Annotated in this window: 16 protein-coding genes; 9 read left to right on the forward strand and 7 right to left on the reverse strand. The window is 66.9% G+C overall.

Going from position 1 to position 18575, the window contains the following annotated elements; all coding sequences use genetic code 11:
* Window positions 1–106: 106 nt before the first annotated feature.
* Window positions 107–838, forward strand: a complete 732-nt coding sequence (psmB, locus tag ACSR87_RS00405) for a proteasome endopeptidase complex subunit beta (protein WP_008574332.1) — start codon at window positions 107–109, stop codon at window positions 836–838.
* Between the two features lie 137 nt (window positions 839–975).
* Here psmB and ACSR87_RS00410 read toward each other — a convergent pair whose 3' ends face one another.
* Entirely contained in the window at window positions 976–1353 is a 378-nt protein-coding gene (locus ACSR87_RS00410; protein WP_498529112.1) for a DUF8097 family protein, read from the reverse strand.
* Window positions 1354–1440: 87 nt separating this feature from the next.
* On the reverse strand, window positions 1441–2970 hold the full coding sequence (locus ACSR87_RS00415; RefSeq protein ID WP_498529113.1) for a glutamate-cysteine ligase family protein: 1530 nt from the start codon (window positions 2968–2970) through the stop codon (window positions 1441–1443).
* A gap of 118 nt (window positions 2971–3088) precedes the next feature.
* On the opposite strand from ACSR87_RS00415, the gene ligA reads away from it, so the two are divergent.
* The 5 genes from ligA (at window position 3089) to ACSR87_RS00440 (ending at window position 7342) form a co-directional block, all read left to right on the forward strand.
* Window positions 3089–4846, forward strand: coding sequence for an ATP-dependent DNA ligase LigA (gene ligA, locus ACSR87_RS00420; RefSeq protein WP_498529114.1), 1758 nt, complete (start codon window positions 3089–3091; stop codon window positions 4844–4846).
* Between the two features lie 73 nt (window positions 4847–4919).
* Complete coding sequence (locus ACSR87_RS00425; protein ID WP_498529115.1) at window positions 4920–5270, forward strand: DUF8070 family membrane protein; 351 nt, start codon at window positions 4920–4922, stop codon at window positions 5268–5270.
* 102 nt (window positions 5271–5372) lie between these two features.
* Window positions 5373–6080, forward strand: a complete 708-nt coding sequence (locus ACSR87_RS00430) for an MBL fold metallo-hydrolase (protein WP_004063244.1) — start codon at window positions 5373–5375, stop codon at window positions 6078–6080.
* 101 nt (window positions 6081–6181) lie between these two features.
* Complete coding sequence (locus ACSR87_RS00435; RefSeq protein ID WP_498529116.1) at window positions 6182–7015, forward strand: alpha/beta fold hydrolase; 834 nt, start codon at window positions 6182–6184, stop codon at window positions 7013–7015.
* Window positions 7016–7099: 84 nt separating this feature from the next.
* Window positions 7100–7342 (forward strand): hypothetical protein, encoded by a 243-nt coding sequence (locus ACSR87_RS00440; protein ID WP_498529117.1) that lies wholly within the window; start codon window positions 7100–7102, stop codon window positions 7340–7342.
* A 6-nt stretch (window positions 7343–7348) separates the two neighbouring features.
* Here ACSR87_RS00440 and ACSR87_RS00445 read toward each other — a convergent pair whose 3' ends face one another.
* The gene (locus ACSR87_RS00445; protein ID WP_008574357.1) at window positions 7349–8449 is read right to left on the reverse strand and encodes a DNA topoisomerase IV subunit A; all 1101 of its coding nucleotides are present in this window, start codon (window positions 8447–8449) and stop codon (window positions 7349–7351) included.
* On the reverse strand, window positions 8449–10845 hold the full coding sequence (locus ACSR87_RS00450; protein ID WP_498529118.1) for a DNA topoisomerase VI subunit B: 2397 nt from the start codon (window positions 10843–10845) through the stop codon (window positions 8449–8451). The genes ACSR87_RS00445 and ACSR87_RS00450 overlap by 1 nt, the downstream gene beginning before the upstream one ends.
* A gap of 253 nt (window positions 10846–11098) precedes the next feature.
* Between ACSR87_RS00450 and gyrB the strand changes: the two genes are divergently transcribed.
* The 3 genes from gyrB (at window position 11099) to ACSR87_RS00465 (ending at window position 16101) form a co-directional block, all read left to right on the forward strand.
* The gene (gyrB, locus tag ACSR87_RS00455; protein WP_498529119.1) at window positions 11099–13018 is read left to right on the forward strand and encodes a DNA topoisomerase (ATP-hydrolyzing) subunit B; all 1920 of its coding nucleotides are present in this window, start codon (window positions 11099–11101) and stop codon (window positions 13016–13018) included.
* 1 nt (window position 13019) lies between these two features.
* Entirely contained in the window at window positions 13020–15575 is a 2556-nt protein-coding gene (gene gyrA, locus ACSR87_RS00460) for a DNA gyrase subunit A (protein WP_498529120.1), read from the forward strand.
* A 109-nt stretch (window positions 15576–15684) separates the two neighbouring features.
* Window positions 15685–16101: a hypothetical protein gene (locus tag ACSR87_RS00465; RefSeq protein WP_498529121.1), complete on the forward strand. Its 417-nt coding sequence runs from the start codon at window positions 15685–15687 to the stop codon at window positions 16099–16101.
* Window positions 16102–16105: 4 nt separating this feature from the next.
* Here the strand turns inward: ACSR87_RS00465 and ACSR87_RS00470 are convergent, their stop codons facing one another.
* The 3 genes from ACSR87_RS00470 to ACSR87_RS00480 all read right to left on the reverse strand — a co-directional run bounded on the left by ACSR87_RS00470 (window position 16106) and on the right by ACSR87_RS00480 (window position 18501).
* Complete coding sequence (locus tag ACSR87_RS00470; RefSeq protein WP_498529122.1) at window positions 16106–16576, reverse strand: NUDIX domain-containing protein; 471 nt, start codon at window positions 16574–16576, stop codon at window positions 16106–16108.
* Window positions 16576–17475 (reverse strand): arginase, encoded by a 900-nt coding sequence (gene rocF / locus ACSR87_RS00475; RefSeq protein WP_498529123.1) that lies wholly within the window; start codon window positions 17473–17475, stop codon window positions 16576–16578. The genes ACSR87_RS00470 and rocF overlap by 1 nt, the downstream gene beginning before the upstream one ends.
* 105 nt (window positions 17476–17580) lie before the next feature.
* Window positions 17581–18501, reverse strand: a complete 921-nt coding sequence (locus ACSR87_RS00480; RefSeq protein ID WP_498529124.1) for an NAD-dependent epimerase/dehydratase family protein — start codon at window positions 18499–18501, stop codon at window positions 17581–17583.
* Window positions 18502–18575 lie beyond the last annotated feature (74 nt).

Here is an 18575-nt window from a genome sequence, read left to right on the forward strand (position 1 = left end):
AGCGACCGCCTCGCGCGGCCGCCGCCGACGCGCGTCTGACGCTTTGGCACCGGCAACGGAGAGGTGAAGGGTTGCATTTATCAGCGCCGAAGTGCAATCGCTGACAATGCGTACCCCGACTCACGACGAGTTCTCCGGCCGTCTCGACTCGCTGAACGGCGACCGCTCGAACGTGTTCGGCCCCGAGCTCGGCGAGTTCTCGAACGCCGACCGCCGCGCCGACGAACTCGGTGACAAAGAGACGAAGACCGGAACGACCACCGTCGGTATCAAGACCGAAGAGGGCGTCGTCCTCGCGACCGACATGCGCGCGAGCATGGGCTACATGGTCTCCTCGAAGGACGTCCAGAAGGTCGAAGAGATTCACCCGACGGGCGCGCTGACCATCGCCGGCTCCGTCTCGGCCGCCCAGTCGCTCATCAGCTCTCTCCGCGCCGAGGTCCGCCTGTACGAGGCCCGCCGCGGCGAGGACATGAGCATGCAGGCGCTGTCGACGCTCGTCGGCAACTTCCTCCGCTCGGGCGGGTTCTACGTCGTCCAGCCCATCCTCGGCGGCGTCGACGAGACCGGCCCGCACATTTACAGCATCGACCCCGCCGGCTCCATCCTCGAAGAGGAGTACACCGTCACCGGCTCCGGCAGCCAGTACGCCCTCGGTGTGCTCGAACAGGAGTTCGAAGACGGCCTCAGCATCGAGGAGGCGAAGGGAGTCGCCACGAAAGCCATCCGCTCGGCGGTCGAGCGCGACCTCGCCTCGGGTAACGGCATCAACATCGCCGTCGTCACCGAGGACGGCGTCGACATCCAGCGCCACCAAGACTTCGAAGGCCTCGAATAAGTCGCCCGCAGTCGGCGGTTTCTCTCCGTTTTCGCGATTCGTGACCGGCGGGACTGGCCGGACTCCCGCGGTGGGAGCCCCGCGACGAAACCGCCGTAACGGAGCCCGCGACGAAATCCCCACGTCGTACCCCTCGCTCAGTTGCCGCCCGGAAGCGGCCGCAAGAGCCCGTACCACGCCCGGTAGACGACCACGCCGAGGACCCGTCCGAAGCCGAGGCTGTACGTGAACGACTCGGTGCGGGGAAGCAGTCGGCGCTCGACCGCGATACCGACGAGGCTGACGACCAGCCCGCGACGCCGATTCGACCGAACCTTCCAGCAATCGCGGTCGTACGCCCACACCTGTCCGATTCCCCACGCTCCGCCGACGGCGATACCGCCCGGCGACAGCGGCGTCGGCTCGTGGGACTCGTCGTCGCTGGAGCGGAGCAGACGGCGCATCGACACCATCCAGAGCGCGGTGAGAACTGCGATACCGAATTCGAAGACCGCTCTCGTCCGGCGGGAGACCATACGCGGTCTTCGCGGGACGCAGTAATAGTTATTTCTCCGACAAAACGTGAGAGCGTCGGCGGCCGGCGAGAACGGCCGCGAGCGTCGTCAGAACCAGTCCGAGAACGCGCCTTCGAGCAGCGATTCGGACTGCCGTTCGACGTACTCGCGTTGCATCTCGCGGAGCGCCGGCCCGAAGTCGCCGCCGTCGTTGAGGGCGTCGCGGACGCGGGCGCGCTTCCAGTCCGCCGGCGTGACGCCCGTCTCGACGCGCTTGCGCAGGGGTTCGAGGTAGTAGTTGGCCTCCTCCTCGGAACAGCCCGCGAGCCGAAGCCCGTCGCGAGCGTGGACGAGCAGGTCCTCGTAGAGCGCCGCGCCGGTCACGTCGTCGCCGTCGACATCTATCCACCGTAGGTCGCCGTGCGGCCCCTCGCGCATCGCGGTGTAGAAGTTCTCTTCGGCGGTCTCCCAGTCGAGGCCGATGACGGGGTGGTCGAGTCGGGGGAGCCGCTCCATGAGTCCGGCGAAGGCCGCCTGGAACGCCACCGAATCGCGGACGGTCGGCTGGCCCGCGATGGGTCGGAACTCGATGCGGGCGTTGGCCGACGACCGGGACGCGCCGTCGAACACCGGGCGGACCCACCGCCAGTAGGTGCCGTGTTTGCGGCGGAGCGTGGCGAAGTCGTCGTCGAAGCGGTCGCCGCGCTCGACCGACATCGGAACCATCGTGGAGTCCTCGACGACGCGGTCGACGGCGTCTTCGACGGTGTCGAGGTCGCCGGGGAAGGCGACCTTCTCGTGGTCGCCGGAGTTGAGCACCGACTCGAACACCGCGATGCGGTTTTCGTCCCACCCGTCGTCGAGAATTTCGTCGGCCGTCGCGTCCTCGTCGTAGAGGTCTGCGGGGAAAAATGGGGAGTTAACGCCGAGCGCGAGCAGCGGTCCGGCGACCCGCAGCGCGTAGTTGAAGTGGTACGGCAGGTCGTCGGCGTGCGGGACCTGATAGTGCGGCTGGATGGACGTGATGAGCGCCTCGGGCATCACGGTGTCCGCTTTTAGCGAGACGTGCGGCGCGTCGAGCGTGAACGACGCCGGGGCGGTCGGCCCGTTCGCCATCGCGTGGTAGCGCACGGAGTTGCTCATGTTCGTCGCGAGGCGGACGCCCCCGTCGGTGACGGAGTCGGTCAGATACTCGCGGGCGCTCTCGCCGGCCGGCGGGATGCTCCACATCCCGTCGGAGACGAGGCGCATCCCCTCGGCGGCGGCGCAATCGAGCGCGGCGTCGAGTCGGGCGCGGACCTCGGACTCCTGCGCGCGGAGTCCGTGGGGGTTCAGCGGCTGGGGGCTCGTGGTCATCTCGGCGTTGTGGAGTCCGAGTTCCTTCTCGAAGCCCATGAGGCCGAGCAGGCGGCGCGGGACCCGCATGAGCGCGTGCACGTCGTCTTCGCTCGCGGACCAACGACCGTCGGAGACGGCGTAGAACTCGTACTCCAAGCCGACGATTGACTGGTGGTTGTCGAAGGTCCCCTCGCGCAGTTCGCGCTTGAGCACCTCGGCGTCGGCTTTCGCTTGCGCTTCGAACTCGGCCGCGTCGACCGCGAGCACGTCTTCGACGCGCTCTGCGAGGTCGTCGCTCATACCCGGCGTTCTGGCGTCAAATGCCTTCAAGTTCCCGGCACTCCGGACGTTCGACAGCGAATCACATTCCCGACGACTGTCGAGACGCTTTTGCCCCGCGCGGCGATACCCACGGACGATGCAGTTCGCCGAGTTCGCCGCCCGCGCCGCCGAGATAGAAGCCGAGCCAGCGGACCTCGCGGTCGTCTCGCTCCTCTCAGACCTCTTTTCCGACGCCGGCGACGACCTCCCGACGGTCGCCCGGTTCGTCCAAGGTCGCGTCTTCCCGGCGTGGGACTCGACCACGCTCGACATCGGCCCGCGGCTCTGCCACGAGGCCATCGCCCGCGCCGCCGGCCCGAACGTCTCGGCCGACGACGTGGAGGACCGCCTCGCCGACCGCGGCGAAATCGGCGCGGTCGCCGCGAGCTACGACTTCGGCGGCCAGCGCGGCCTCGCCGCCTTCGGCTCGGGCGAACAGGACGGCCTGACCGTCGCCGAAGTCGATTCGGAGCTCCGCGCCCTCGCGGCCGCCTCCGGCTCCGGCAGCGAGGAGACGAAGCTCAAGACGCTCTACGGCCTGTTCAACCGGACCGACCCCGACGAGGCGCGCTTCCTCGCGCGGCTCGTCCTCTCCGAGATGCGCATCGGCGTCGGCGAGGGAACCGTCCGCGACGCCGTCGCGGAGGCGTTCCTGGTCGCCCCCGCGGACGCCGCCGCCATCCGCGACGACGACGCCGACGCGGAGACCGAAGCCGCCGCCCGCGAGCGCAGAAACGAGGCCATCGCCGCCGTCGCCCGCGCCTTGCAGGTGTCGAACGACTACGGCATGGTCGCCGGACTCGCCCGCGACGAGGGCGAAGCCGGGCTCGACGGGGTTCGCCTCGAAGTGGGCCGCCCCGTGCAAGCGATGCTGGCACAGGCCGGCACCGCCGCCGACGCGCTCGACGAGTGGGGAACCGCCGCGGTCGAGACCAAGTTCGACGGCGCGCGCGTGCAGGTCCACCGCGACGCCGACGGCGAGGTGTCGCTGTTTTCGCGCAACATGGAGGACGTGACCGACGCGCTCCCCGAGGTGGTCGAGTTCGTCGCCGGCGCGGTCGACGACCCCGTCATCCTCGACGGCGAGGTCGTGGCGATGGACGACGGCGGCGAGCCCCTGCCGTTTCAGGAGATTCTCCGTCGCTTCCGCCGAAAACACGACGTGGGATGGATGCGCGAGGAGGTCCGGGTCGAACTCCGGGCGTTCGACTGCCTGCACGCCGCCGGCGACGACCTCCTGGCCGACCCGCTTGCCGCCCGCCACGACCGACTGACCGCGCTCCTCGGTGACGATTCACCGGCCGTCTCGGACCTGCTCCTCTCGGACGACCCCGACGAAATCGCCGCCTACGAGGCCGACGCCCTCGACGCCGGCCACGAGGGTATCATGCTGAAGAACCCCGACGCGCCGTACTCGCCGGGCGACCGCGGGAAGAACTGGCTGAAGCGCAAGCCCGACGTGGAGACGCTGGACCTCGTCGTCACCGGCGCGGAGTGGGGCGAGGGTCGCCGCGCGGAGTTCCTCGGGACGTTCCTGCTTTCGGCCCGCGTCGAAGCCGAGTCCGGGGACGACGCCTTCGAGACCATCGGCAAGGTCGCCACGGGCATCACCGACGAGGAGTTGGCCGAGTTGACCGACCTACTCGAACCCGAAATCGAGCGGGAGTCCGGCAAGGAAGTGGACATCCGCCCCTCGGTCGTCTTCGAAGTCGGCTACGAGGAGATTCAGGCGTCGCCGACGTACTCCTCGGGCTACGCGCTTCGGTTCCCGCGGTTCGTCACCGTCCGCGAGGACAAGACCGCCGAGACGGCCGACTCGCTGGACCGCGTCGAGCGACTGGCCGAGGCGCAGTAGGCGGCGTTCGAGGCGATTCGCGCCCGAAGAGCTTTATTGTTCGTGTCCAGACAGCTTTGGACGGTGGTTCCCCATGAATCTTGACGCCCTCCTGAAGCCGTTTCTCCTCTATACGGGCCTCCTCGGTCTTCTCACGGTCGGAGCGGTGTATCTAGCCACGCACTCGGGGATGTATATGCTCGCGTTAACGGGGGTCGGCGTGCTGCTCGTCGTGCTCGGCGGCGGGGCCGTGAGTCAGATGGGCCCCAGCAACGTCGAACACGCGGGCGAGAAGGGCGGGACGAATCGGGTCGTCTCGAACGCGGGGCTGTGGTCGCCCGTCGAGACGGACACCTCGCTCCGACTCGCCCTCCTGTGCTACGGGGCCGGCGTGTTCCTGTGGAGCCTCGTCGTGTTCGGCGTCCTGCGCGACACGCTCGTCTGAGCGGGACTCCGCGAATCCGCCACCCGCTACCCGCCACTCGCCCGTCCCGGCCGACTCGCCCCGAGAGCCGCGCTTTTGACCCCGCGGTTCGAGGTATCGCGTATGACCATCAAACACGACGGCCTCGACGTGTCGTGGCTCGGCTACGCGACCGTCAGAATCGAGTCGCCCGACGGCTTCGTCGTCTACTTCGACCCCGGGCGCTACGGTGTCCTCGACGACTACTACGCCCGCGACGGCGATCTGATTTTGGTCACGCACAACCACCACTACGACTCGGACGCCATCGAGCAGGTCGCAGACGCCGACGCGACCGTCGTCGCGTTCGAGGGGGTCGACGCGGCGACTATCGACCGCGACGTGGTGCCGGTCGAGGACCTCCCCTACGAGACGGTCCGCGTGGACGAGGAGGCCCACCTCACCGTCGGTGAGGTCGACGTGTGGTCGCTCCCGGCGTTCAACGACCCCGACGGCCCGCACCTCCGCGACGGCGACGTGGTTCACCCGCAGGGGTTCGGCTGCGGCTTCCACATCTCGATTGCCGACCGAACCGTCTTCTGGCCCGGCGACTCCGACGTGCTCGAAGGCCACAAGCATCTCGAAGTGTCGCTGTTTCTCGCCAACATCGGCGGTTCGGTCGTGATGGACCGCCGCGAGGCCGCCGACCTCGCGGAGACGCTCGACCCCGACCTCGTGCTCCCGATTCACTACGACACGATTCCGCTTCTCGAAACCGACCCGGACGCCTTCGTCGTGGACGTGGCGAACCGCGGCATCCCGGTCGTCCTCGACGACCCCGACCAGGTCTGAGGCGGCGACGGCGGGACGGACAGCCGGGCAGACAAACGGACGACCAGACGGACTGGCGAATGGACCGAACGATTTTGCCGCGCCGGGCCGTCGGTTCGCGTATGGACCTCGACTACGGCATGCTCGGCGGCCGGCGGCCCTACTACCGCTTCGGTGACGCCGACGCCGACCCGCTCGTGGTGCTTCCCGGCCTCTCCGACGCCTTCCAGCGCATCGACCCGAACCGCGGAACCGCGGCGGCGCTCGCCGGCCTGTTCCGCGAGTTCGACGACCGCGACGTGTGGGTGGTCGGCCGCCCGCGACACCTCCCGGTCGGGTCGACCACGCGCGATATGGCCGCGGGCTACGCGGGCGTCATCGACGAACAGGACCTCTGGCCGGCGGACGTTATCGGCGTCTCGATGGGCGGCCTCGTCGCCCAGTATCTCGCTGCCGACTACGGCGACTACGTGGACTCGCTGGCGGTCGTCGCCGCCGGAACGCGACTCGGCGGCCACGGCGAGAACGTCGTGACGCGCTGGCGCTCGCTGGCGGGCAAGAGCCGGTGGGCCGAGGTCGTCGCGGACACGGAGCGGGAGTCCGCGACCGGCCTCGAAGCGACGGTCGCCCCGGCGCTCATCGAGGCGGCCGGCCGGGTCGTCGACTTCCGGCCCGCCGTCCCCGCCGACGCGGTCGTCTCCTGTACGGCCTGTCTCGAACACGACTCCCGAGAGATACTCGGTGACATCGACGCGCCGACGCTCGTCGCCGCCGGGAAGGCAGACCGACTGTTCCCCGAACCGCGGATTCGAGAACTCAAAGACGGCGTCGCGGACGCAACGCTCGCGCTGTTCTCCGGGGCGGGCCACAACCTCGCCACGAGCGAGCCGCGAACGATGAACGGCGTGGTCAGACGCTATTTCGACGGATTCCGCGGCGACGGGCTGTATCCGTAAGCGCGAACCGCGAGCCGCGACGCCACCGAACCCGAACCCTCCGCGCGGCAACAGGCTCATACAGCGGGCGACCGTCGAACCGCCATGCGCGACGCCCTCCGGTCGAGCCCGCTTTTCAGTGTTCGTCGGCTCTTCATCTGTCTCGCCGCCACGCTCATCGTCCTGACGACCGACGCGCTGTTGCTTCACATCAAACCCATCCAAACCATCGCGGAGTTCGCGACCGAGCTGGCGATTCACACCCTCGGCTTCTACGGCGGGTTCACTATCGTGGCGCTGTTCGATCGGTCCGGAGCGGAGCGGCAGAAAAACGGCGACCGGGAGTGAGCGGGGTTAGATGATACCCATCTCGTCGAGGCGCGTCGGCAGGTACTCGTCGGTCACGAAGTCGAGGCCGCGGGAGGCAAGCGCCTGCTGTTCTGCCTTCTTGCCGATGTCGAGTTGGAGCTCTATCTGCTCGGTCCAGTAGTCGCCCATGAACCGCGGGTCCTCCAGTTCGGACTGGAGCGCGTTGATGTCGGAGTCCGCGAGCGGGTCAGTCGGGAGGTCGTAGTCAACGATGTCCTGCGGCTGGATGCCGACGAACTTCGCGTCGGGTGTGGCGAGGTACTCCGAGAGGTGCGCGGATTTGATAGAGCCGTAGGCGACCGAGCCGAAGATGCGGTAGGACCACGGGTCGCCGTCGGTGAAGACCACGACCGGCAGGTCGAGTTCGTCGTGCAGGCGCTTCGTGATGCGCCGGGTGGCGCGCGCCGGCTGGCCGCCGAGGTGGACGACGAGCGCGTTGTAGTCGTCGTCGAAGCCGTTTTCGACGAGTCGGTCGCGCATCCCGCCGGTCTCGACGCACATGACGAAGTCGATGTCGTGTTCGAGGAACTCGATGGTGTCGGGGTTGTTCGGAATCTGGTAGCCGCCCTGTCCCACGTCCAACTGGCAGTGAATCTCGCGGTCGCCGCGGTTCGTCTGCTCGCGGATTTTGAGGGGGCCCATGAGCTTCGCGCCGGACTCCTCCGGGCGCATGTGGAAGTCCTCGCGCTTGACTTCGCTGACGATTTCCAAGTCCTCGATGAGCTTGTTGGACTCGTCCTGGTCGGAGAAGTGCGCCTCCTCGTTGTCCCACGACTCGGAGATGTAGTACAGCTCACGCAGGGTTGACGAGCGGTCCTCGTCGAGTTGGCGCGCGAGGAACTCGATGGTGTAGGCGGCCTTCAGGAGCTTTCGCGCCCCCCGAACGCTGTTCGCAGAGCGCTTCGAGGTCCGGTCGCCGTACACCCAGACGTTGGCGTCCTCGTCGTACTCGATGTTGCTTTTCGTCCGCGTCGGGAGCGTCATGTGCGGAATCTCCCCCGCGTCGAACTGGTCGTAGAACTCCGCCGCGAGGTCGATGAGACGCTCGCGGGCGCGTTTCTCGGATGTCTGCTGGTCGGATGCCATTATACGTTCACCGTGAGTTTCTCCGTCTCGACGCCGTCGACGTTGATGTCGAACGACGCGTCCTGTGCGACCGAGTACGTGAGCGTCGCCGTCTCACCGGACGACACCTCGGGGTTCCACTTGACGAACCACTCCCCGTCGAGGTCGACGACCGTCGCCTCGCCGTCGAGACCGCCCGGCTCCGCCGAGACGATGTCCGTGATGTCCGGCGACTCGTTCGTGTTGGAGTGGTTCGTCACCGTGAGCGTCACTTCGCCGTCGTCGACGGTCCGCTCGACGGTGAGGTTGTTCATGATGCGGCCGAGCGCGCCGTCGATGTTGGGCTCCGGTCGCCCGGTGACCTCCGAGAGCTTCGTCGCCATCTGCGGGAGGATGCGGCCGAGCACGTCCTGTTTCTCGCGGCGCTTCTGGAGCGACCGCCGCTTCGACAGGTAGGATTTGAGGTCGCGGGCCGCCTCGCGGATGGCGAGTTCGACCTCGTCTTGAATCGCCGGCACGTCCGCGAGCGCGTCCTTCGACTCGCTCGTGAAGGGGACGTTCGTGGAGGCGACGTGGACCATCAGAACCGCGGGGCCGTTCGGCATGCCGCTGCCGCCCGGCTGGTCGAGGCCGTAGTTCCGCCAGCCGATGTCCTTGACGACGTGGGTGATGGTACACGCGCCCTGCTGGTAGACGAGCGGGACGCGGTTGGCGAAGCGGAGCAGGTCGATTTTCCCCTCGGACTTCAGTTCGCCGCCGTAGGCGATGCCGGCTTCGACGATAAAGGGGTCGCCGCCGTGGACCTCGGCGTCGCGGGTCGCCGCGGCGTAGAAGTCGGCGTCGAACTCCTTTTTCAGGCCGGCTTCGACGAGTTCCGCCGAGATGGGAGACAGACAGTCCGTCGGCGGCGCGAGGATGTCCGTCTCGCGCATCGCGTCGAGCAGGTCGCGGGCCACGTCGCGGTCGTCGGCGACCTCGCGGACCTTCGGCACCTCGTCGGAGACGGTTCGCATCCGCGACCAGACGGCGTCTGCGATGTTCTCCTGTGCCGTCTCGCCGTAGGTCTCGTCCTCGCGTTCTTTGGTTCGCTCGGCGGCCCACGCGACGAACTCCGCCACGTCGTCGCGGGTGGCGCGGTCGGCCGGGCCGGTCGTCTCGGCGAACTGCGTGGCGATGGAGCGCGCCATCGACAGCTTGCCGGCGTCGTCTTTCTGCGTGGTCGTCACGTCGTCGACGATGGCGTACGCGTCGCCCTCGCGGTCGTCGGTGAGGGCGGGCCACAGCGCCTCGACGACGTTCTCGCGGACCGTCTCACCGAACGAGGTGTCGGTGTCCTCGCCGACCGTCTCGGCGGCGTTTTCGACGATGGTGACGAGTTCGCCGTGGGCGATGCGGTCCTTGCCGACGACGATATCGACCAGTTCGTCCGCGAACGCCGCGGTCGCCTCCTTACCCTTGTTGGCGACGGCGTCCTCGACGACGGCGACGAGGTCGTCGGCCTCGGACGCGTCGGGCGTCCGCCACGTCATCTCGCGGCCGAAGTGCCGGTCGCGGAAAGCGTCGTGAACCTTGTCGGAGGTCTTCGCGCCGACGCGGGTGAACTCCTCTTGGAGGAAGCCGGACACGGAGTACGACTCGGTCGCAGAAAGCATCTTCAGGAGCGTCCCGAGTTCGACGCCGTGGGGGTGCGGGCGAATCTCCTTCGTCTGCTTCGGAAGCTGGTCGGTCGCCCGCTCGAACTTCATCGGCTCGTCGAGGCCGGGTTCCCGGAGTTCGATGCGGGCGTGGGGGTTGACGACCGCCGTGTGGAGGATGTAGTCGTGGAGCTGCTGGCGGGCGCGCATGTTGGCTTCCATCTCCAACTCGATGCGCGTGCCGTGGGGGCGGTCCCACGAGGTCGTCTTCTCGGTGCGAATCTCGGGTTCGTTCTGGTCCGTGTTGATGACGAGTTCGAAGTACTCGGCGTCCTCCGAGCCCTGCGTCCGGCTCGTCACCTTGGCGGGCTTGCCGCTCGTCAGCTGCGAGTAGAGGACCGCCGCGGAGATACCGATACCCTGCTGCCCGCGGGACTGTTCGCGCGCGTGGAAGCGAGAGCCGTAGAGGAGCTTCCCGAACACTTTGGGCACCTGCTCTTTCGTGATGCCCGGCCCGTTGTCCTCGATAACGAGGCGGTAGTAGTCGCCCGCCTCGGCTATCTCCACGTAGATGTCGGGCTGGATGCCCGCCTCCTCCGTGGCGTCGAGCGCGTTGTCCACCGCCTCCTTGACGGCGGTGACCAACCCGCGGGCTCCGCTGTCGAAGCCCAACATGTGCTTGTTCTTCTCGAAGAACTCGGCGATGGAGATCTCCCGCTGGCCCTTCGCCAGCTCCTCTGCGATCCCCGGCTCGTCACCGAGTGTCGACTGGAACGAGGTCATTTCCTGATGCGCATCTACCCAGTCCCGCGTTAAGTACTCACCGGCAACGGAGTGAAAGTGAACACGGGAGGTTGACGCGCTTCGAGGGCCGTTCGCGCCGGAACGACGAATTATGTTACACAGAGTCTCTCACGAAACGCGGGTTAACAGGGCGAGATCCCCGGACGCGGAAACCGCTACGCGGGACTCCAGTAAGTAGTACGCGCCCGCGCGTGCGAGCCTTTAAGGGACGGGCTATCCTAGGCCTGTTCAGATGTCTCAGGATAACGAGTACGGGGCCGGACAGATTCAGGTCCTCGAAGGGCTCGAAGCCGTTCGAAAACGTCCGGCGATGTACATCGGGTCCACCGATTCTCGCGGACTCCACCACCTCGTCTACGAAGTCGTCGACAACTCCATCGACGAGGCGCTAGCGGGCCACTGCGACGCCATCGAGGTCGCCCTCCACGAGGACGGCTCTGTCAGCGTCACCGACAACGGCCGCGGGATTCCGGTAGATACGCACGAACAGTACGACCGACCCGCGCTGGAGGTCATCATGACCGTCCTCCACGCCGGCGGGAAGTTCGACAACAAGTCCTACCAGGTCTCCGGCGGCCTCCACGGCGTCGGCGTCTCCGTCGTCAACGCGCTGTCGAGCGAACTCGAAGTCGAGGTCAAACGCGACGGCGCGGTGTGGACACACCGCTTCGAACTCGGAGAGCCGCAGGTCGAGGAGTTCGAGCGCGTACGCGACCTCGAACCCGGCGAAGACACCGGGACGACCATCCGCTTTTGGCCGGACGACGGTATCTTCGAGACGACCGAGTTCGACTTCAAGACGCTCGAAAACCGCCTGCGAGAACTCGCGTTCCTCAACTCCGGGGTCGAGATTTCGCTCACCGACGAGCGGACCGACGAGTCCAGCACGTTCCTCTTCGAGGGCGGCATCCGCGAGTTCGTCGAGTACCTCAACGAGACCAAGACGGCGCTCCACGACAACGTCATCTACTACGACGACGAGTCGGAGGGCATCGAGGTCGAAATCGCTATGCAGGCGACCGACGAGCTCCAGGGGTCGATTCACGCCTTCGCCAACAACATCAACACCCGCGAGGGCGGCACGCATCTGACCGGGTTCAAGACGGCGCTCACCCGCGTCGTCAACGACTACGCGAACAGCCACGACATGCTCGACGACCTCGACGGCGACAACCTCCGCGGCGAGGACGTCCGCGAGGGGCTCACCGCAGTCATCTCAATCAAGCACCCCGACCCGCAGTTCGAGGGCCAGACGAAGACCAAGCTCGGGAATTCCGAGGTCCGCGGCATCGTCGAGAGCGTCACCCACCAACAGCTCGGGACGTTCTTCGAGGAGAACCCGGACACCGCGACGGCCATCATCTCGAAGGCCGTCGAGGCCGCCCGCGCCCGCAAGGCCGCGAAGCAGGCCGAGGAGCTCACCCGCCGCAAATCCGCGCTCGAATCCACCTCGCTCCCGGGGAAGCTCGCGGACTGTCAGAGCCGCGACCCCTCGGAGTCCGAACTGTTCATCGTGGAGGGCGACTCCGCGGGCGGCTCGGCCAAGCAGGGCCGCGACCGCAAGTTCCAGGCGATTTTACCCCTCAAGGGGAAGATTCTGAACGTCGAAAAACACCGCCTCGACCGCATCCTCGAAAACGACGAGATACGGGCGCTCATCACCGCTATCGGCGGCGGCGTCGGCGACGAGTTCGACATCGAGAAGGCGCGCTACCAGCGGCTCATCCTGATGACCGACGCCGACGTCGACGGCGCGCACATCCGGACGCTGCTGCTTACGCTTCTGTACCGGCATATGCGCCCGCTCATCGAGGCCGGCTACGTGTACGCGGCCCAACCGCCGCTGTACCGCGTCCGCTACCGCGGCAACACCTACGACGCGATGGACGAGGCCGAGCGGGACCGCATCATCGAAGAAGAGTGCAACGGCAACCCCACGCAGGTCCAGCGGTTCAAGGGACTCGGCGAGATGAACCCCGACCAGTTGTGGGACACGACGATGAACCCCGAAAACCGCGTCCTCAAGCGCATCACCGTCGAGGACGCCGCCGCCGCCGACCGGATGTTCAACATCCTGATGGGTGACGCCGTCGGGCCGCGAAAGCAGTTCATCAAGGACCACGCGAACGACGCCGAATGGGTAGACATTTAATATGAGTTCTGACGCACCAGATTCTTTCGAACCGGGCGCGGGTATCGCGGCCGAAGTCAAGAACGCGCGCATCGAAGACGAGATGGAGCAGTCGTACATCGACTACGCGATGTCGGTCATCGCGGGGCGGGCCCTGCCCGACGTACGCGACGGCCTGAAGCCGGTCCACCGGCGCATCCTGTATGCGATGCATCAGGCCGGCGTGACTTCCAACTCGTCGCACCGCAAGTCCTCGTCCATCGTGGGCGAGACGATGGGTGACTACCACCCCCACGGCGACTCCGCCATCTACGACACCCTCGCGCGCATGGCGCAGGACTTCTCCATGCGCTACCCGCTCGTCGACGGCCAGGGTAACTTCGGCTCCGTCGACGGCGACCCGCCGGCCGCGATGCGCTACACGGAGGCGCGGATGTCCTCCATCGCCGAGGAACTCCTCGACGACATCGACAAGGACACCGTCGACTTCCAGTCGAACTACGACGACCGCAAGCAGGAGCCGACGGTGCTGCCGTCGTCGTTCCCGAACCTACTGGTCAACGGGTCGTCCGGCATCGCGGTCGGGATGTCCACGAACATCCCGCCGCACAACCTCGGTGAGGTCGTGGACGCTACCGTCGAACTCATCGAGAACCCCGACGCGACCGTCGCGGACCTGATGGAACACATCAAGGGGCCGGACTTCCCGACCGGCGCGAACATCGTCGGCCGCAACGCGGTCCACAAGGCGTACAAGACGGGTCGCGGTCGCGTCCGCGTCCGCGCCGACTACGACGTGTTCGAAGAGGAAGGCCGCATCGTCATCAACGAACTCCCGTACCAGGAGAACAAGGCCCGCCTCATCGAGCGCATCGCCGACGACGTGAACGAGGGCAAAATCGAGGGCATCCGCGACATCCGCGACGAGTCCGACCGCGACGGCATCCGCGTCGTCATCGAACTCAAGCGCGGCGCGATGGCCGAGGTCGTCAAGAACCAGCTGCTCGACAACCACCTCGAATCCACGTTCGGCGTCATCAACCTCGCGCTCGTCGACGGCCAGCCGCAGGTGCTGACGCTCAAGGAGACGCTCGAACACTACCTCGACCACCGCCGCGACGTGGTCCGCCGGCGCTCCGAGTACGAACTCGCCGAGGCCGAAGACCGCGCGCACATCCTCGACGGCCGCCTGAAGGCCCTCGACCACATCGACGACGTGGTCGAGACTATCCGCAACTCCGAGAGCCGCGACGACGCGAAGGCCGCGCTCCGCGGCGAGGTCACGGTCGAAGTCAACGGCGAACCGCTGCCGGCGTTCGACTTCTCCGAAGACCAAGCGAACCACATCGTCTCGATGCAGCTCGGCTCGCTCACCTCGATGGAGGCGGCCGAAATCGAAGCCGAGTACGAGGACGTGCAGGCGACCATCGAGCGCCTCGAAACCATCCTCGGTGACCAGTCGGAACTCGACGCCGTCATCGAGTCCGAACTGCTCGACATCAAAGACGAGTACGCCGACGACCGGCGGACCTCCTTCGTCGCCAACACCGGCGAAGTCACCCGCGCCGACCTCATCCCCGAGGAGGACGTGGTCGTCGTCGTCAGCGAGGACGACTACATCAAGCGGATGCCGGTCTCCCGGTTCCGCGCCCAGCACCGCGGCGGCAAGGGCATCATCGGGACGGACCTCAAGGAAGGCGACAACGTCTCGTCGGTGTTCGTCACGAACACCCACGACGACCTGCTCTGTTTCACCAACCACGGACAGGTCTACCAACTGAAGGCCTACCAGGTGCCCGAGATGTCGCGGACCGCCCGCGGGAAGTCGGCGGTCAATCTGCTCGACTTCGACGACGGCGAGGAGATTACGGCCGTCGTCAACTGCGACGACCTCGAAGATATCGAGGGGTATCTGACGATGGTGACCCGGAACGGCTACATCAAGCGGACCGGCACCGACCGGTTCCAGAACATCCTCTCGACGGGCATCATCGCCACCAAACTCGACGAGGGCGACGAACTCGTCGACGTGGAGGTCACCGACGGCGAAAGCGACCTCGTCATCGGCACCGAACGGGGGATGTCCATCCGCTTCGACGAGGACGAAGTGCGCGCGATGGGTCGCTCGGCCCGCGGCGTCCGCGGCATCAACCTCGAAGGCGACGACGTGGTCGCCGGCGTGGCCGCCATCGACGAGGACCACCACAGCTGGATTCTCACAGTCACCGAGAACGGCTACGGGAAGCGCACGGACCTCGACGCCTACCGCAAGCAGTCCCGAAACGGCAAGGGGCTCATCGACATCAAGGCAAACGAGCGGAACGGCCCGGTCTGCGCCATCAACACCGTCGGCGAGGGCGACCATCTCGTCGTCATGTCCGACGAGGGCCAGATTCTCCGGACGCCCGTCGAGGACATCTCGACGGTCGGCCGCAACACGATGGGCGTCATCGTGATGGACCTCGACGACGGCGACGACGTGGCCTCCGTCGACGTGATTCCGGCCGCGATGACGACCGAAGACGAAGAACTCGACGACGTGGAAGGCGACTCGGAAGCCGACCCGGACGACGAGTAAGTCGGCTCCTCGCGCCGGCGGATTTCTTTTTACAGGACCCCACCGGAGAGCCGCGGCTTCGACCGTCGCTCCCCGAAGACATTTACTTCCGCCGAGGGGTCGTCCCGGTATGAGAGTGCGACCGCGGTCGAGAATTGTCGGCGTCTCGGCGCTCGCGTTCGTCGTCGTCCTCGGCGGCCTGACCGCGCTTCGGGCGTGGAACCTCGCCCCACCGACGCCCGTGCAGTCGCTCGTCGTCGACGCGGGCGCGGTGCTGGTCGTCGCCGGCGTCGCGGCTCACGTCGCCAGAGGTGAGAATGTCAGCACGCGCGCCGGCGAGGGTGTCGTGCTCGCCTTTGGGCCGTGCCTCGGATTCGCGAGCAACCTATTCGTACCGACTGCAGCGACCGAGTCGCCGCTGTGGGTCGCGTATCCGCTCGTCGGCGGTGCGATGCTTGCACTCGTGCTCGGCGGTCTCGGAACGGCCGTCGGGTACGTCGTTCGAATCGCGCGGAAAATCGGGACAGCCACCGGGCGAACCCCGTAGTCGGCTATTTCTCGACGTCCGAGGGTTCTCGCGTCAGGTCGTAGGTGTAGTGTCGCGGCTTGCGGTCCCGAAGCCAGTCGCGGAGCGGTTCGACCCGCGGCCGGTAGGTGAGCGTCGACCCGAGCGCGGTGAGCGGGAGGAACTTCGCCGCCTCGATTTCGTCGTCCGGGTCGCTCGGCGACGGGGTGGGGTCGTCGGCGACGGGCGTCGCGTGGTAGAACCGCTGGAGGTAGATGCGGCGGTCCGGGGCGCGAATCTCGCTCGTGAACGCGAGCGACTGGATTTCGACTTCGACGCCGGTCTCCTCTGCGGCCTCGCGGGCGGCGGTCTCGAAGAAGAACTCCCCGGGCTCTGAGCCGCCTTTCGGCAGTCCCCAGCGGTCCTTCTCGTAGACCGCGAGCACCGAGTTCTCCCGGAGGACGACGACGCCGGCGGCGAGGTCGTGCGGCGCGGGGGCTTCTCTCGGCGTCGACATCAGAGGATGCGCTTGCCGAAGGCGCTTGCGGCGAGTTCGGTCGCGAGCGTCGCGGTCTCGTTGTGCTCGTCGAGGATGGGGTTGACCTCCACGAGTTCGAACGAGCGCATGGCTTCCGAGCGGGCGACGAGTTCCATCGCCGCGTGGGCCTCGCGGTAAGTCACGCCGCCGCGGACGGGTGTCCCGACGCCGGGGGCCTCGCGGGGGTCGAGCCAGTCGAGGTCGAGGCTGATGTGGACGCCGTCGGTGCCGTCGGTCGCCACGTCGAGGGCGTCGTTCGTCACCGCGGTGACGCCCCGCTCGTCGATATCCGACATCGTGTACACCGTCACGTCGCTGTCACGAATCGCCTCGGCCTCCGCGTCGTCGACGGAGCGCAGGCCGACGATAGCGACGTTCTCCTCTTTGAGGCCGGCGGCGTTCGCCCACTCGACGCCCGCGAAGTCACCGATGCCGAGCGCGGCGGCCAGCGGCATGCCGTGGACGTTGCCGGACGGCGAGGTGCTCGGCGTGTTGAAGTCGCCGTGAGCGTCGAACCAGATGACGCCGATGTCGGCGTCGCGGGCGCTACCGACCAGCGAGCCGATGGCGATGGAGTGGTCGCCGCCGAGCGCGAGCGGGGTCGCCCCCTCGGCGAGCGCGGTCGAGACGGCGTCGGCGAGGCTCCGCGTCACCTCTTCGACTTCCTTGACGTGCTTCGCGTTCGTCGCCCCGGCGTCGGCGTCCCGCGTCGCGTGGTGCGGGACCGCGAGGTCGCCGGCGTCAGTCGGCGAGACGCCCGCGGACTCCAGTTCCCCCGCGAGTCCAGCGTATCGAATCGCGGAGGGGCCCATGTCCACCCCGCGTCGATTGGCACCGTAGTCCGTCGGTGCACCCAGAATTCTGACGTTCCGTTCCATAGATGACCCACTCGTTCGGGCCGTTTAGTGGCATCGGAAAAACACCCTTATTGATAATGCTATCTGTCGCCTCCCGGGAGGCCGTCGTCCGGCGGAACGCAAGTGCTACTCGTCGAGATACGGTTCGCAGACGCGCCGGACGCCCTCCTCGAAGGTGATTTTGGGTTCCCAGCCGGTCGCCTCACGAATCTTCGTGCAGTCGGCTTTCGTGTCGTGGACGTACACGTCGAGGGGGTTTTCGATGTATTCGGGTTCGACGTCGGTGCCGAGCGCCTCGTTTATCATGTCGACCATCTCGTTGAACGAGTAGCTCTCGCCGGTACCGAGGTTGTAGATGCCTTGTAGCCGGTGGTCGGCGGCGAGTTCGATGCCGCGAACGATGTCGTCGACGTGGGTGAAATCGCGGGTCTGGGTGCCGTCTCCGAACAGCTCCGGCGACTCGCCGGCCGCGATTTTGTCGGTGAACTGCGCGACCGTGTTGGCGAACTCGCCTTTGTGTTCCTCCGCGCCGCCGAAACCCTGATACACCGAGAAAAACCGGAGCCCGGCCGTCCGCATATCGTAGTGGTGGTGGAAGTACTCCGCGTAGCGCTCCCGGGCGAGTTTCGACGCTTCGTAGCCCGTGCGCGCCTCGACCGGCATCTCTTCCGGCGAGGGCTCGGTCCGCGAGCCGTAAATCGAGGAGGTCGAGGCGTAGACGACGGTGCCACAGCCGTCGTTTCGCGCCTGCTCGACCGTGTTCACGAAGCCTTCGACGTTGACGCGCGCGCCCTTCGTCGGGTTCTCCTCGTGCATCTTGTACGACGACAGCGCCGCCAGATGGAACACCACGTCCACGTCGTCGGTCGGGAGGTCGTCGTCGAGCACGCTCGCGTCGTGGAACTCCACGGCGTCGTCGAGGTTCTCGGGCGTGCCGAGATAGAGGTCGTCGACGGCGACGACCTCGTTTTCGTCGGCGAGGTGGTTCGCGAGATTCGAACCGATGAAGCCGGCACCGCCGGTCACGAGGACTCGTTTCCCGTTCATGTGCTACCGAAGTCTCGTGAGCCGTATAGTGCTATCGACAGCATCGAGGCCGAATCGAGGTTCGAAATGAACAT

This window comes from Haloferax sp. SDI50 (genome assembly GCF_059802635.1).

Coding starts and splice junctions, on each gene's coding strand:
- psmB (WP_008574332.1), top strand. CDS start 107: ATGCGTACCCCGACTCACGACGAGTTCTCCGGCCGTCTCGACTCGCTG.
- ACSR87_RS00410 (WP_498529112.1), bottom strand. CDS start 1,353: ATGGTCTCCCGCCGGACGAGAGCGGTCTTCGAATTCGGTATCGCAGTT.
- ACSR87_RS00415 (WP_498529113.1), bottom strand. CDS start 2,970: ATGAGCGACGACCTCGCAGAGCGCGTCGAAGACGTGCTCGCGGTCGAC.
- ligA (WP_498529114.1), top strand. CDS start 3,089: ATGCAGTTCGCCGAGTTCGCCGCCCGCGCCGCCGAGATAGAAGCCGAG.
- ACSR87_RS00425 (WP_498529115.1), top strand. CDS start 4,920: ATGAATCTTGACGCCCTCCTGAAGCCGTTTCTCCTCTATACGGGCCTC.
- ACSR87_RS00430 (WP_004063244.1), top strand. CDS start 5,373: ATGACCATCAAACACGACGGCCTCGACGTGTCGTGGCTCGGCTACGCG.
- ACSR87_RS00435 (WP_498529116.1), top strand. CDS start 6,182: ATGGACCTCGACTACGGCATGCTCGGCGGCCGGCGGCCCTACTACCGC.
- ACSR87_RS00440 (WP_498529117.1), top strand. CDS start 7,100: ATGCGCGACGCCCTCCGGTCGAGCCCGCTTTTCAGTGTTCGTCGGCTC.
- ACSR87_RS00445 (WP_008574357.1), bottom strand. CDS start 8,449: ATGGCATCCGACCAGCAGACATCCGAGAAACGCGCCCGCGAGCGTCTC.
- ACSR87_RS00450 (WP_498529118.1), bottom strand. CDS start 10,845: ATGACCTCGTTCCAGTCGACACTCGGTGACGAGCCGGGGATCGCAGAG.
- gyrB (WP_498529119.1), top strand. CDS start 11,099: ATGTCTCAGGATAACGAGTACGGGGCCGGACAGATTCAGGTCCTCGAA.
- gyrA (WP_498529120.1), top strand. CDS start 13,020: ATGAGTTCTGACGCACCAGATTCTTTCGAACCGGGCGCGGGTATCGCG.
- ACSR87_RS00465 (WP_498529121.1), top strand. CDS start 15,685: ATGAGAGTGCGACCGCGGTCGAGAATTGTCGGCGTCTCGGCGCTCGCG.
- ACSR87_RS00470 (WP_498529122.1), bottom strand. CDS start 16,576: ATGTCGACGCCGAGAGAAGCCCCCGCGCCGCACGACCTCGCCGCCGGC.
- rocF (WP_498529123.1), bottom strand. CDS start 17,475: ATGGAACGGAACGTCAGAATTCTGGGTGCACCGACGGACTACGGTGCC.
- ACSR87_RS00480 (WP_498529124.1), bottom strand. CDS start 18,501: ATGAACGGGAAACGAGTCCTCGTGACCGGCGGTGCCGGCTTCATCGGT.